The organism is Pseudomonas sp. MC6, assembly GCF_054790575.1.
Genome location: NZ_CP186504.1, coordinates 5,491,660 through 5,506,496, shown reverse-complemented (window position 1 = coordinate 5,506,496; position 14,837 = coordinate 5,491,660). Strand labels below are relative to the sequence as shown.

Annotated in this window: 12 protein-coding genes; all 12 read right to left on the bottom strand. The window is 61.7% G+C overall.

Annotated elements, in window-relative coordinates; translation table 11 throughout:
- Window positions 1–86: 86 nt before the first annotated feature.
- Complete coding sequence (gene madM, locus ACOYXE_RS24670) at window positions 87–851, bottom strand: malonate transporter subunit MadM (RefSeq protein ID WP_077574887.1); 765 nt, start codon at window positions 849–851, stop codon at window positions 87–89.
- A 1-nt stretch (window position 852) separates the two neighbouring features.
- Entirely contained in the window at window positions 853–1,269 is a 417-nt protein-coding gene (gene madL, locus ACOYXE_RS24665) for a malonate transporter subunit MadL (RefSeq protein WP_038358777.1), read from the bottom strand.
- 65 nt (window positions 1,270–1,334) lie between these two features.
- Window positions 1,335–2,255 (bottom strand): malonate decarboxylase subunit epsilon, encoded by a 921-nt coding sequence (gene mdcH / locus ACOYXE_RS24660; protein WP_460926768.1) that lies wholly within the window; start codon window positions 2,253–2,255, stop codon window positions 1,335–1,337.
- Window positions 2,252–2,872 carry a malonate decarboxylase holo-ACP synthase gene (locus ACOYXE_RS24655; RefSeq protein ID WP_460926767.1) on the bottom strand — a complete coding sequence of 207 codons (621 nt, stop codon included), beginning with the start codon at window positions 2,870–2,872 and terminating at the stop codon, window positions 2,252–2,254. Before ACOYXE_RS24655 ends, mdcH begins: the two co-directional genes overlap by 4 nt.
- Window positions 2,866–3,651, bottom strand: coding sequence for a biotin-independent malonate decarboxylase subunit gamma (mdcE, locus tag ACOYXE_RS24650; RefSeq protein ID WP_460926766.1), 786 nt, complete (start codon window positions 3,649–3,651; stop codon window positions 2,866–2,868). The genes ACOYXE_RS24655 and mdcE overlap by 7 nt, the downstream gene beginning before the upstream one ends.
- Window positions 3,648–4,499, bottom strand: coding sequence for a biotin-independent malonate decarboxylase subunit beta (locus tag ACOYXE_RS24645; protein ID WP_460926765.1), 852 nt, complete (start codon window positions 4,497–4,499; stop codon window positions 3,648–3,650). The genes mdcE and ACOYXE_RS24645 overlap by 4 nt, the downstream gene beginning before the upstream one ends.
- On the bottom strand, window positions 4,492–4,791 hold the full coding sequence (locus ACOYXE_RS24640; protein ID WP_007913697.1) for a malonate decarboxylase subunit delta: 300 nt from the start codon (window positions 4,789–4,791) through the stop codon (window positions 4,492–4,494). Before ACOYXE_RS24640 ends, ACOYXE_RS24645 begins: the two co-directional genes overlap by 8 nt.
- On the bottom strand, window positions 4,791–5,663 hold the full coding sequence (locus ACOYXE_RS24635) for a triphosphoribosyl-dephospho-CoA synthase (RefSeq protein ID WP_460926764.1): 873 nt from the start codon (window positions 5,661–5,663) through the stop codon (window positions 4,791–4,793). The genes ACOYXE_RS24640 and ACOYXE_RS24635 overlap by 1 nt, the downstream gene beginning before the upstream one ends.
- Window positions 5,663–7,333 carry a malonate decarboxylase subunit alpha gene (mdcA, locus tag ACOYXE_RS24630; RefSeq protein ID WP_093429846.1) on the bottom strand — a complete coding sequence of 557 codons (1,671 nt, stop codon included), beginning with the start codon at window positions 7,331–7,333 and terminating at the stop codon, window positions 5,663–5,665. Before mdcA ends, ACOYXE_RS24635 begins: the two co-directional genes overlap by 1 nt.
- Before the next feature lie 322 nt (window positions 7,334–7,655).
- Window positions 7,656–8,021 carry a DUF6124 family protein gene (locus ACOYXE_RS24625; RefSeq protein WP_077574893.1) on the bottom strand — a complete coding sequence of 122 codons (366 nt, stop codon included), beginning with the start codon at window positions 8,019–8,021 and terminating at the stop codon, window positions 7,656–7,658.
- 440 nt (window positions 8,022–8,461) lie between these two features.
- Entirely contained in the window at window positions 8,462–8,932 is a 471-nt protein-coding gene (locus ACOYXE_RS24620) for a chemotaxis protein CheW (RefSeq protein WP_158833525.1), read from the bottom strand.
- The gene (locus tag ACOYXE_RS24615) at window positions 8,925–14,834 is read right to left on the bottom strand and encodes a hybrid sensor histidine kinase/response regulator (protein ID WP_460926763.1); all 5,910 of its coding nucleotides are present in this window, start codon (window positions 14,832–14,834) and stop codon (window positions 8,925–8,927) included. The genes ACOYXE_RS24620 and ACOYXE_RS24615 overlap by 8 nt, the downstream gene beginning before the upstream one ends.
- Between the last annotated feature and the right edge of the window lie 3 nt (window positions 14,835–14,837).

The window sequence follows — 14,837 nt, the reverse complement described above, 5'->3', positions numbered from 1 at the left end:
AATTTCAGGTCGGCGTACCTCCAACATCCAACGCGGTCAGTCCCCTCTCCCTCCGGGAGAGGGCTAGGGTGAGGGGCTTTTGATTTTCAGCCCACAATCCCGCGAACAATGAAGAACAACAACGATGGCCCCAGCAAGCAGCCAAGTCCGGTATGAAACGTAGCCGTCAACGCCCCATAAGGCACCAACCGCCGATCCGTCGCCGCCAGCCCCGCCGTCACCCCACTCACCGTCCCGGCCAATCCACCAAACACCATCGCCGAACGCGGGTTATCCAGGCCCATCCAGCGCGCCGCGACCGGCGTGCCGACCATCACCAGAATCGCCTTGATCAACCCGGTGGCAATCGACAGCGCCATCACATCCGAGGTCGCACCAATCGCCGCGCCGGTCACTGGCCCAACGATGTAAGTCACCGCCCCGGCGCCAATGGTGGTCATGCTCACCGCATCACGATAACCAAACGCCCAGGCCATGCACGCGCCGACAATGAACGGCAGAATCGTGCCCAGCAGCAGCGCAACTACACCAATCATTCCGGCCTTCTTCGCCTCGGTCGCCTGCACTTCAAACGCCGTGGCCACAATCGCAAAGTCACGCAGCATCGCCCCGCCCATCAGGCCGATGCCGGAGAATAACGTCAGGTCCGCCAGGCCCTTCTGCCCGCCGGTCATGGTGCCGCCGACCCAGGCCAGTACCAGACCAATAACGATGGCAATCGCCGAGCCGTGAATACGCCCGAACGTCAGGCGCTTAGAGAGCACCACCGACACCCACATGATCACGCCGACAAAGGCGAATGCAGTAACCAGCCCGTTGTGTTCCAGACCTTTCTCGATGAGATCCCACATATCAGCGACCTCCTACTGGCGTGCCGACCGGGGAGATTTCCGCCGGCTCGTCAGGCAATGGCTCGCCTTTATGCGTGCGGCTGATCAAGGCAATCGTGCAGCCACAGACCACCACCGAACCAATCGCCGCCAACACCGCCACCGGCCCACCGTGCAGCGCAGTGACAACGTTTTGTTGCGCAGCCATCGCCACCACCACAGGAATGTACATCGCGCCCCAGAAGCCGACGCCCATCTCGCATTCCTTGGTCATGCCGCCGCGCTTCTGCATCCACAACCGCGCGCAGATCAACAGGATCATGGCGATGCCGACCCCGCCGACGTTGGATTTGACACCCAACAACACGCCGAGCATGTCACCCATGATCACCCCTGCCAGCGTACAGATCGCGAGCAGCGCCACACCGTAAATAATCATTGTTGTAGTCCTCAAAGTGCATCGTCGAATGTTGTTTTTGTTGTTCGAAGCTTGAGTCGGCGGTTTTAGAGTTGGCGGCCACCCTCCTCTCGTAACAGCGCCTGCAAGGTGTCGAGGCGCGCACTGTCAAAGGCAGTCACGGTGCCCTGCTCGAACACCCGGCGCGCCAGCCCGGTCAGCACCGCACCGGGCGGCATTTCGATCTGTAAACGCACGCCGCGCTCGTAGGCGCTTTGCACGGTGCCGCGCCAATCCACCACGCGGCACATGTTGAAAGCGAGGTCGTCGCGCAGCGCTTCGACGTTGATCACCGGACGCGCGCGGCTGCCGCTCAGGTAAGCGATTTTCGGAGTCCTCAATTCAACTTTGGCGAAGGCCTCGGCGAGGGTTTGTGCAGGTGCCTCCAGCAGCGGACAGTGCGACGGCACGCTCACCGCCAGACGTTTCGCCAGACCAGCGCCACGACTGCGCGCCAGTTCGGCTACGGTTTGCATCGCCTCATCACTGCCGGCAATCACCACTTGGTTGTCGGCGTTGATGTTGGCCAGATACACCGGCGTATCCTCGCTGTGCACCTGCGCCAGCAGCGTTTCGACTGTAGATAACTGCAGGCCGATAATCGCGGTCATGCCGTAGCCTTGTGGATAAGCCTGCTGCATCAACTCACCGCGCAGGCTGACCAGATGCAACGTATCGCTGAAGCTCAAAGCGCCGGCAACCACTGCTGCCGGGTAAGCGCCGATGGACAGGCCGGCGACGTAGTCCGCCGTCAGTCCGCCTTGCAACAACTGCCGCGAAGCAGCGACTCCGGCGATCAGCAGGCAGAGCTGAACCGCCCTTGTCGTGCGCAATGCTTCGCTGGAATCGAGCAGCAAAACATCCTCACCAAGCACATCGCTGGCCTCGACCAAGGTCTCGCGGGGCAAACGCTGAAGCATTCCCGCCTGCTGCGCGCCCTGGCCGGGGAACACCAGCAAACTGCTCACGCTGCCTGCTCCTGCGGATTCCACGGATCGATCACCAGGCAAGCCTGATGGGCATTTTTCAGCAGCACGCGTGCCGAACCGCTGGCCCATTCACGCAAAGCCACAGCACCAAACGGCGTCTGCAATTGCAGGTCGACCCGGCACACAGCTTGATCGAAAAGCTCCACGAGTTTGCATGCCTGATTACGAGTGATCAGTTGCGGTGTACGCAGAATCAAATCGAGGTCACTGGCCGTGTGCATTGCGGTAAAACCACTGGCCAATTCAAACCCGACACTGCCGCTGACACCCCAGACCCAACCGCAATCGTCGAGCATCGGCCGCAGTTGTTTGAGTGCCTGAATCACTGGCAAATCGCGCTCGCTGTCGACATGACAAAGCGCTTCCGGACTGACGCGACAGGCAATCGAATCGACCGCCATAAACGCCGCCAGCCGCTGCTCGCGCGACACACCGCGAACGCCGACCGCGACAAAACCTTCAGCGCTCAACGCCCGCCGCACCACCACCGGTTGCCCGGTGGCCAATGACTCGACTGCCCACAGCGGCGCATCCGCCGGCAACTGCGCCGGGGTCATACCCCAGAGCAGATCGTGGGCCAGAGGCGTGTTCACCACTGCGCCCTCAGCAGTTCGCGTACACGGCTGGAAGCAGCACGATTCTTCGCGCCGAGACGATTGCTCAAGTCAGTGCTGGAAATATCGCCGATGGCTTGCTTGAGGCATTCCTTCACCCGTGCCAGATCCTCCGCCGTCGGCTGTTCAATCTGCTCAACCGACAGGGTTTCCCAAAGCAATCCGAGGCTCGCGTAACTGTCGATGTCATAAGCCATCGGCGGCACACTGGCGGCCAGCGCTTCCAGCTCTTCAACACTGCGCAACGTCACCCGCGCCGCCGACGCCTTGCCCATCGCATGCACCATCACGCCGGGATCGCGCAGCGCGATCAAACGATTGGCCTGATAACCGTGCGCCAGAAACGCCCCGGACATCGCCTTACCGATCAGCAACGCAATCACCGGATGCCCAGCCAGACGCGCGCGGGCATAACTGTCTGCCGCACCGGCCAGCGCCTGATGAATACCGAGGGCTTCTTCACGCCGACCATAAGCCTGGCTCGGCACATCGACGATGGCGATGATCGGGCGTTTCTGCGCTTTATCACGATCAGCAGTGATCGCGTCATCCACAGCCTTGGCCAGACCCCAACCTTCGAGCAATCCGACCTCGCCATTGCGAGCGCGAGGAAAACGATTGTCCGGGTCAGCGACCACAGCGATAAAACGCCCCAGCTCACCGTCAGCAACTTTCAACGAGGGCGGCAGCCCTTCGACACTTTCAGCGCCCGCGCTCAACGCGTTGAACCAGTTCAAACCGCGCAATGAATAACCGCTCATGAGCGCTCTCCTTGATACAGATCGCGAACCACCGACGGTTCGATTTGCGGGTCAGTGTTCAGACTGCTCAGGCGTTGCAGGAACCATTCGGCGCGTTGGCTGCGTGGTTGTGTCGGCAAACCTTGCTGCAGCAATTCGCCGACCTCCTGACGAATCTTCGCCACGTCATCGGCGACATACCGATCCACCAGACCACTGGCGAAACGCTGCTCACCGCCAGTCAAACTCCAAATGAAAGGCCGGTCGCGGGAGTCGTATTCTTCGATCCCCGCTTCCTGCTCAATCACTTGCGGGCCGTTCAAACCAAGGCGCGCTTCCTGAGTCACCAATAGATAGCTGCACAGCGCCGCCGCAATCGACATACCGCCGAAACACCCGACGCTGCCCGCGACCACACCGACCACCGGTTGGTACTGCTGCAAATCGACAATCGCCGCATGAACATCGGCAATCGCCGCCAACCCGAGATTGGCCTCCTGCAAGCGCACGCCGCCGGTTTCCAGCAGCAACACCGCGCGCGTCGGAATGCCTTTACGGTTGTCTTCAGCCGCCAGCTCCAGCGCTCCGGCAATCTTCGCCCCGCCGACTTCGCCAAGGCTGCCGCCCTGAAATGCACCTTCAATCGCGGCAATGACCACCGGCAAACCATCGAGGCTGCCCTTTGCGATTACCACGCCGTCATCGGCCTGCGGCACCACGCCCTGACGTTCCAGCCACGGCGACATCACCCGTTGAAACGGATCGAGCAATTCGCGAAAGCTGCCGGCATCGAGCAAGGCTTTCGCCCGTTGCCGCGCGCCGAGTTCGACGAAGCTGTGTTTGTTGAGCAACGCTGCGCTGTCAGTCATGGCCGATCTCCTCGAAACCTTGTTCCAGACGCAAGCGCACCACCCCCGGCGTCGCGCCGAAATCGTGGATATCGATGGCCATCGCCGGCGGCGTGGTGCCGTCGAACATCCGTGCAAACAGGTGCTGCCAGCGCAGCTGCGCGCCGTTGACCGAGGTCTGCACATTGATCGTCAGCTTGCCGGCCAGACCCGGCTCGATCAGCACTTCCAGATCACCCGAGCCGACACAACCGACCAGCGCGCGACCGCGTGGCGGCTGCCCGGCGGGGAATTCAAACGATAGGGTTTCCATCAAAACGCTCCCTGAAGGATGCCGTCGCGCTCGATTCGGTCGAGCAGCAGCGTGGCGGCGAGCAAGTCAGCGGCGCCACCGGGCGAGGCATTCAATGCGATGAGTTGTTGATCGAGTTTATGCAGGCGGCGACGACCAGTGAGGCTAGCGCTGCCACCAGCGTCGAGCACCGCTTGCGCGCCGAGTTGCATGGCGTGCAGACCCTCTTCGCCGGCGCGGTAAAGCACGCAGGTGTCGGCGAGGTTGGTCATGATTGCGAGCAAGGCGTCGAGCCGGGCGTTCTGTTCGCCGTGGCTCTTGGCGCGGCTGCGTTTGAGTTGTGGCAGGCCGCGTTGCAGCACCGAAGGGAAGCCGAGTTGCGCTTCTTCGCGAGCGCCACGGGCGCCGTAACGCAGGGCGACTTGGGCGCCGTGGCTCAGTGGTTTGGGTGCGTAACGGTCATCCAGCAAGGCCAGACGTGCGGCACGCAGGGTTACGGCGTTGGCGCTGGAGGATTGCGGTTCCAGTGCAGCAGCGGTCACCAACAATCCCAGCGCCCAAATTGCACCGCGATGTGTGTTCACACCGTTGGTGGTGGCGAGCATGGCTTGCTCGCCTTCACGGCCGATGCGGCCAATCGCTTCGCGCAACGTTGAATCGACTTCGCCGATTGCAACCGCCGCTTCGGCCATTTCCTTGAACGCCGGCCACAACGACAGCGCCGAAGCGTGCATCAGGCCCAGGTGCAAATCGGTGTGCGCGCCATTGCCGCGACGGTCGACCAGCGCCGGTTTCGGCGACAGATCGGCTTCGTCGATCAGCGCGTCTACCGCCAGATCAGCCAATCGATCAGCCAGAGAAAGCGGTCTCACTTGCAGGTTAAGTGCGTGCATTACCAGCTCCTGAATTTCGCGGGCGGGTTGTACAGGCCGCCGGACCACTCGACCAGATCGGCCACGCTCTTCGCTGCGAGCAGTTCGCGAGTGGCGTCGGTGCGGCGGATGCCGAGATCTTCGGGCAAAGCGATCAGGCCTTCGCGGCGCATGCGTTCGGTGTCTTTCGGGTTGTGGCGCAGGCCGATGGCGGTGACGCCGGCAACCGCGGCGATCATCGCCTGACGTTCTTCCAGCGAGCGCGCCTTGTACAGGTAGGCGATGCCTTCTTCGGTGAGCAGGTGGGTGACGTCGTCGCCGTAAATCATGATCGGCGCCAGCGGCATGCCGCTTTTCTTCGCCACTTCGACCGCGTCGAGGGTTTCGACGAAGGTCGGTTTGCCGCCCTCCTGGAAGGTCTCGACCATTTGCACCACGAGTTTCTTGCCGCGTTCGAGCATCGGTTGCTGCGAATCGTCATGACGCATATCGAGCCACGCCGGGGTGCCGTGACGGCGACCGCGCGGGTCATGGCCCATGTTCGGCGCACCACCGAAACCGGCGAGACGGCCACGGGTGACGGTCGAGGAATGGCCATCGCCATCGACCTGCAACGTCGCGCCGATAAACAGATCCACCGCGTATTGCCCGGCGAGTTGGCAGAACATCCGGTTGGAACGCAGCGAGCCGTCGCGGCCGGTGAAGAACACGTCGGGGCGCGCGGCGATATAGTTTTCCATGCCCAGTTCGGTGCCGAAGCAATGCACGCTTTCGACCCAGCCGCTCTCGATCGCTGGGATCAAAGTCGGGTGCGGGTTGAGCGTCCAGTTACGGCAGATCTTGCCTTTGAGGCCGAGAGATTCGCCGTAGGTCGGCAGGATCAGCTCAATGGCAGCGGTGTTGAAACCGATGCCGTGGTTGAGCGACTGCACGTTGTGTTTTTCGTAGATGCCACGGATCGCCATCATCGCCATCAACACGTGCACAGGTTTGATGTGGCGTGGGTCGCGGGTGAATAGCGGTTCGATGTAGAACGGCTTGTCGGCGACCACGACGAAATCGACCCACGACGCCGGGATATCCACGCGCGGCAGTTCGCTGACGTCGTCGACCAATTGGTTGACCTGGACGATGACGATGCCGTCGCTGAACGCGGCGGGTTCGATCAGTGCCGGCGTGTCTTCGGTGCTCGGGCCGGTGTAGATGTTGCCGGCGCGGTCGGCCATGAACCCGGCCGAGAGCACGACGTTGGGAATCAGATCCACTACCAACCGGGCGTAGAGTTCGATGTAGGTGTGGATCGCGCCGATTTCCAGCAAGCCGTCTTCGAGCAACTGGCTGATGCGCAGGCTCTGGGTGCCGGCGAAGGAGAAATCGAGCTTGCGGGCGATACCGCGTTCGAACAGGTCGAGGTGCTCGGAGCGGCCGACGCTGGGCATGATCATGTGCAGGTCGTGGAGCTTTTCCGGGTCGGCCTTGGCCAGCGAGCGCGAAAGAAAATCCGCCTGCTTCTGGTTGTTGCCCTCGAGTACCACACGGTCGCCGGGATGAATCAGCGCTTCGAGCGCGGCGACGATCTTGTCGGTGGGCAACACCACACCGTCGGCCAGCCCACGCACCTTGTCGAGGCGGCGCTGCTTCTCATCGCGCCGCCGCGTCCAGCGCGAGTCGGGGGAAATTGTTGTTGTCATGCTCACTCCACGGGGTTCGCTGTCGTGGAGCTAAGGTAGGCGTGTGGGGTGGGGGCATCAATCAAGCGCGGTGGTGAATCGTTACGCTCAGGGTAATGATCAAGAGCCGCCCTCACCCTAGCCCTCTCCCGGAGGGAGAGGGGACCGATTGGGAGATATTCGGGAATCGCGCCGACCTGGGAATGTTGTACTGAATCCAGAATTTACCAAATTCACCAGATCCATAATCGACTCGGTTTTTCAGGTCGATGTATGACGCCAGACACCTCGGTCGGCCCCCTCTCCCTCCGGGAGAGGGCTGGGGTGAGGGTCAGCTTTTTCGCTACTCCGTCGGCACCAACCTATCCAACAAACGATTGACGGCCATCTCCGCCACCATCACCACCTGCGCAATACCCTGCACAGTTTTGCGGTGCGTACCTTCAACCATTGCCGCATGGTTGTTGAGCATCACCGTGGCCGAGCCGAGGGTTTCACTGGCGTCGGCGAGCAGGGATTCGGTGTCGGCATTGGGATTGGCCATATACAACGTGTTGGGGGTGTAGGGCGTGGCCATCAGGTCGGCGTTGGTCGGGCCGAGGTAATGGTCGAGGGCGCGCTCGGCGGCTTCGTGGAATTTCTTCGAGTCGGGGGATTCGTAGGGGGATGCGGGATCTGCGAGCGGGGGGTTAGGCGTTGGTTTAATCATCTTCAGGTTCCGAAATTAAGCTGGAACCGCTTCTCTGCTAAAAGAAGGGGTGGCAGCTGAACGCAGGTTAGCAGACCGGGGAACCTAAGGAAGCCGGCGCGCCGAAGCGCCCTGCGCACAGCCGCCATCGAATGCAGGCGCTGAGCCTGACGATGATGCATGTGCACCCTTAGATTAACCACGGGCTGCTAAACCCGATCACTGGGAATCAGTGACGGAATCAAGTTACGCAGCATGCCCAAGGCGCACAAGCCGGCGGATTCTGGTGCATGCGTAGGCAGCGGCGCAAGGATTTGTAGGCTAGGGAGCCGTAACACCGGGTGTCTTTAAACAACGCGACTAGAAGGCGTTTATTGCGCACAGAGATTGAGGATTTGTCTGTCGGATTTTGGTGGATGCCTGCTCGCGATGAGGCCAGTCAGGCCAATGCAAACTCCGGATCAGAAGACCAGCCCCGCCTCCACCAACAACTTCTCCAGCCCAAGCAAGTCAGGCACCTTCGCCACCTGTTCACCCACTTGCACCGCCGCCTGCTCCAGCGCACACAACGGCACATCGACATAACTCAACTGGCTATCAAGCTTGTACGAACGCGGAATCCCCTGCACCAGGAGCGCAATGAACTTCAGCTCCGGCAACCCGCCGAGGGCATTGAGGATGACAATCCGCGCGCGCTCGCCAATGACGATTTTCTGCCCGCACGCCGATTCAAAACTGAGCAACGGAATCTGCCGCTCACGCCACTTCACGCGCCCCAGATACCACGGCGGCGTATCCAGATCGAAGGCGCTGGCCTGGTAATCAATCAGCTCAGCGACAGCGACGTTAGGCAGGATCAAGTTGCGATCCGCCAGCGGCAGCAGCAACCCGGTCAGTTGGCTGCTGCGCTGATTGTGTCGGCGTTCATGCATGTTTCTTGCTCCATTGGGCAATGCTTTCGAGCAGCACCGATTCCTGGTACGGCTTGCCGAGGTAGTCGTTGACGCCAATCGCCATCGCGCGGTCGCGGTGTTTCTGCCCGGTGCGCGAGGTGATCATGATGATCGGCAGGTGTTGCAGGCGTTCGTCGTTGCGCACCTGGGTAGCGACTTCGAAACCGTCCATGCGCGGCATTTCGATGTCGAGCAGCATCAGGTCGGGCATGTGCTCTTCGAGCAACAGCATGGCGTCGACCCCGTCCTTGGCGGTCAGCACGTTCATGCCGTGGCGTTCGAGCAAACGGCTGGTGACCTTGCGCACGGTGACCGAGTCGTCGACCACCATCACCAGCAGCGGTTTCTGCGGTTCGCTGTCGATCTCCGGCAGCGTCGGTGGCTGCGCAACCCGCGCTTGCATCGCCCGAATCGGTGCGAGCAGATCGAGAATCAGCACCACTCGACCATCGCCGAGAATCGTCGCCCCGGACACGCCCTGCACTGCCGCAAATTGGGCGCCGAGGCTCTTGACCACGATCTCGCGGGTGCCGGCCATGGTATCGACCAGCACCGCGATGCGCCGGTCGTTGTAGTGCACCAGCAGCACCGGCAATGGCAGATTCTGGCCGAGCAGTTTCGGCCGTGGCGCGGTTTTCAGTAGTTCGCCGAGGTAGCACAGTTCATAGGTCTGGCCGCCGTACTGGTAGCGCGGCGGATCAACCCGGAAGTGAGCCTCCAGATCATTCGGCAACACGCGAACAATGCCTTCGATGGTGTTCAGCGGGATCGCGTATTGATCCTCGCCACACTGCACCATCAGCGCACGGTTGACCGACACGGTGAACGGCAGCCGAATGCGGAAATGCACGCCCTGCCCCGGCACCGAATCGATGCTCATGCTGCCGCCCAGTTGCCGCACCTCTTCATGCACCACGTCCATGCCGACGCCACGCCCGGAAATCTGCGTGATCTTTTCCGCTGTGGAAAACCCCGGCTGAAGGATGAACTGCAACACGTCGCGGTCGCTGATCTCGGCTTCCGGCGCGAGCATGCCGCGCTTGATTGCCTTCTTGCGCACCGCTTCCAATGGCACCCCGGCGCCGTCATCGCGAATGTCGAAAACGATGTCGCCGCCCTCGCGGGACAGGTCGAGGCTGATCTGCCCTTGCGCCGGCTTACCCGCTGCCAGCCGTACCTCGGCGGACTCCAGACCATGATCGACGGCGTTGCGCAGCATGTGCTCCAGCGGTGCCGCCATACGCTCCAGCACGTTGCGATCCATCTCGCCTTCAGCGTTGCCGACGACAAACGCGACGTCTTTGTTCAGCTCTTCGGCGACCTGGCGGACGATGCGCTTCAAGCGCGGCAACATGCGCTCGAACGGCACCATGCGCGTGCGCATCAGGCCCTCCTGCAATTCGGTGTTGATGCGGCCCTGTTGCTGCAACAGGTTCTCGGCGTCGTGATTGCGCCGATCGAGGGTTTCCTTGAGGTCGAGCAAGTCGGAGGCGGATTCGAACAGCGCCCGTGACAGTTGCTGCAACTGCGAATGGCGATCCATTTCCAGCGGATCGAATTCCTCGTAGCCGAGGTGTTCGGCGTCGACTTGCTGGCGGCTGAGAATTCGCCCCTGGGTTTCGGTGTCGAGCCGGCGTAACTGATCGCGCATCCGTTCGATGGTGGTTTCCATCTCGTTCAGAGCGATCTGTGCGTCGTTGACCTGCTGTTCGATACGGCCACGGAAGATCGAGGTTTCCCCGGCCAGATTGACCAGCTCATCGAGCAGTTCGGCGGAGACCTTGACCATGTCCGCGCCCGCTTCGGCAGTCGGTGGCGCGGGCTCGGTCTTGGCTGGCAACGGTAACGCTGGCGGCGTTTCAACGGTCACCGGATGGCTGAAATTCTGAATCGCATTGATCAGCCGATCGGCCGGAGGACACGGCTGCCCGGCGCGCACGCCATCAAGCATTTGCGCCAAACGATCATGCCCACGCTGCACCAGTGCGAACAGCTCCGCCGACGGCTGCAAAGCGCCGCTGGAAAGACTTTCGTAAAGGTATTCCAGCTCATGGGCGAGGTCGCCGATCGGGCCGATCTCGACCATCCGCGCGCCCCCCTTGAGGGTGTGCAGATCGCGCAGCAGGGTTTCCACTTCCTGACGATTACCCGGCTCCGCCTGCCAGCGCAGCAGCGCGGCGCCGGAGTTTTCGATGATGTCGAAACCTTCTTCGAGGAAGATCTCCAGCAGTTCGGGATCGTGGCCAGCGCTGTCGTGCTCGGCTATTGCGGGCGGCGCTTCGGCGACGCTGTGGCCCTGACGTAGCTGACGAATCGTGTCGATCAGATCCTGCGCCGGGGTCAGCGGCTGATGGTTTTGCAGCTGATCAAGCAACAACGCCAAGCGGTCATGGCTCTTGAGCAGCAAGCGCCCCAAGCTTTCGCTGTAGTGGTAGCGACGATCCACCAAGCCTTCGTAAAAGCTTTCCAACTCCTGAGCCAGATCGCCAATAGCCTCGACTTCAGCCATCCGCGCGCCACCCTTGAGCGTGTGCAAATCGCGCTGCAACGAGGACAGCGGCGCAACGTTGTCCGGGTCGTTCAGCCAGCGCTGCAGGGCTTGGCCTGAGCTGTCGAGAATGTCGACCGCCTCTTCGAGGAAGATCTCGACAATCTCGTCATCGGGTTCAAGCGCCGTTGCCTTTTGCTGCAACTCAGCGGTGGCGCTGCCCAGTTCACGGATGCTCAGGGTGCGGCTGCCATCGCTGCGAATCAGGCCCATCGACGAAGGATCGAGGCTCTCATCAAGCAGATCATGCAGCGCCCGAATACGTTCGGGCTGCGGCGTGACTTCCTGGCCGGCAGCCAGTTCGTCGAGCATGTTGATCAGCGCTTCGTGAGCGTTTTGCGCTTCCTGGAAAAACCGTTCACTGACCGCCAGGCTGCTTTCTTCGACCGCACCATACAGGTCGAGCAAGGCTTCACACAGCACGTCGACCGGCAGCAGATCGGCCATGTGCGCGCCTTCGCCGAGGGTGGTCAGTTCATCCAGCAAGGCGCTGAGTTCCTGACGCTCGCCGGGGTGTTGCTGCCAGCGTTGTAGCAGGCTCTCAGCATCCAGCAGGATATCCATGCCTTTAGCGAGGAAGTTATTGATCAGTTGCGGATCGCGCTTGATCCGCAGGCCGGTATTGGGCGCATCGAGGATCGACGCCAGACGCTCGGCGAGCAGGGTTTCCGAGCGTTTGATCAGCGACTGCGCACCGACAATCGGTGCCAGCGGATCATGCTTGAGCTGACGCAGGCCGACGCGGAACAGGCCCTCGGCTTCGAGGAGCAATTCCACTTCGTCGAGGTCCAGCGGCAACTGGTGCGCCTTGAACTCGCGGGCCAGTTGATCGAGCGGTGCAGCGAGTTCGGCAATCGGCAATACGCCAGCCATCGAGGCGCTGCCCTTGAGCGTATGCAAGGCGCGCTGCAACTCGTCGCTGGCTTGCAACGGCACGTGTTCGGCGGCCTGATCAAGAAAACGATTGAGACTGGCTAGGTGGGTCTCGGCTTCTTTGCGGAAGATTTCCAGCAACAGCGGATCGAGCGCCGCGACATCGTCGACGTCTTCGGCAGCCAGCGGTTCATCACCCTTGGCCAAGGCGTGAGCACGGGCAGCGAGTTGGTCGACATCGCTGCGCTGCCGTTGGCTGTTAGTGGCGAATTCGCTGATCAACTCGGGCAGCAACAGCACGGTGTCGGTAAGCAGTTGCTGCACCACCGAGCCGGGTTCGACGCTTTGTTCGAGCACGCGGTTGAGCAGGTTTTCCACTGCCCACGCCAGCTCACCGAGGATCAGCGCGCGGACCATGCGCCCGCTGCCCTTGAGGGTGTGGAAGGCGCGGCGCAGTTCAGTCAGCGCGTCACGATCCTGCGGATTGGCGGTCCAGCGCGGCAGGTATTCGTGGAGGACTTCGAGGACCTCGTCGGTCTCCTCAAGGAACACCTCGCGCAGCTCATCGTCGACCGGTTCTTCATCGGCCGGCGGCGGCATCAGGTTGCCGGGTGTAATCAGTGCAGGCGGATTGACCGCTGACACCGGGCTGGCCAGAACATCGGCCAGCGACTGCACGATTTCCGGGTCATCAAGCGCCTGCATGCCCTGCATCACCAGCGCTTCGCTGGGGCTGAGCACGTCGTCGAGTACCGGCACATGCTGTGCGCCGGGCTGCTCATCGGGAAAAAAGCCCAGACTGGCGAGGGATTTCTGCGCCACATCCAGCAGTTGTTCGCCCGCTGCCTGTGGGTCATCGCTCAAGCGTTCGAGGTAGTACTCAAGGCTGCTGATGACATCCGCCAGACGATCGAGTTGTTCCCAACCCGGCTCATGCGGATCGAGCAGCAAATGTTCGCGGATAAACCCGGTGCACGCCTCGACCAGACTCGCCGCCCGGCTCAGCGGAATCATCGCCAGTGCCCCACGCACCTGAGTCAGCAACGCCGGCAACGGTTGCAGGTGCTGGCGATCCCAATCGGCGTCGATGTAGTCGACGATCATGTCCTTGGCCTGTTGCAGGCAGATGCGTGCTTCCTTGATGACGATGTGATGGATCTGCGTCAGGTCGGTGGTCGGCAGGCGCGAATCTTCCGGGCTTTCCGGCTCGACGGTGCCGACCATTCCGGCCAGCGTTGCTTCGACATAAAGCAGCGCACCGGCAACGTCCATCAGGATCGCGTCATTCGGTTCGCGCTGGCCTTGGGCAAGGCTGAGCACCACGGCCAATTGATCGATGATCACTTTGCGCGGCTGGCCAAAACCGAGCACGGCGAGGGTGTCGGCAATCTGTCGCAGCGGTGCGAGCAGGCTTTCCAGATCCGAGGTGTGCTGGCGGTCGCTGCGCACGAACAGATCGAGGCGCTCCTTGACCCGCACCAGTTCTTCACACAAGGCAGCCAGCACCGAGCGCATCGCATCGCGGTCGGGGCCGGCCAGGCGCGCGCGTTCTTCGTCGACCATCGCGCTGTCGGGCAACGCGTCGTCCAGCGAGTAGCGATCTTTCATGGTCAGCATCTGCCCGGTGGGATGTTCGGCTTTGGCAATATAGAACAACAGGCTTTTCAGCAGCTCCGCAGGCGCCGGCTGATTGAGCCCGGTCATGCCCTGCTCGAGCAGGCGTTTGAGTTCTTTGTCGGCGTCCTTGAACAGGCTGCGCAGCGCCGGGCTGTTGGCGATCACGCCTTCGCGCATGCCTTCGACCAGCGCCGAGGCGACTTGCCACAGCGGGCTCAGCGGCGAATCACCGCTCAGCGCTTCGAGGCGGGTGAAGACTTTGGCCAGATAACCGAGGTGGGTCTGGTCATCCTGCTCGCGCAGCAAACCGACCAAAGCCATTTGCAGCATCTGGCGCAGTTTGCGCAGCACATTCGGCAGTTCCGCCGGTTCCAGCAGTGCCAACGTCTCTACGCTGAGCGGCGGTAATTCGGGTAATTGCGGGCTGAACAGGCTGGTTTCCGAGAGCAGGCTTTCGCCCCGGGCGCTGCGCAGATCGTTGATCAACGGCAACACCACCAGCGGCAAATCTCGGCGGGCGCTCTGCACACGGTCGAGGTAGATCGGCAATTGCCCAAGGGCTTGCAGCAACAGATGCAGCGCTTCGTCGCGATAGCTGACGCGTTCGTGCTGCAGGGCTTCGACCAGATGTTCCATTTCTTCGGCGAGCAAGGCTGCGCCGTAGAACTCGACCATCTGCAGGCTGCCATGGACCTGATGGATGTAATCCAGGCACTCGTCCAGCCCGGGAAAAACCTGCGGATCATCGAGCACGGCTTCAATCGCCTGATGCGCCTGCTTCAGCGTTTCGGCAATTTCGCCTTTGACCCATTCGAGGGCCACATAGTCGTGCCGATCACCCATAAC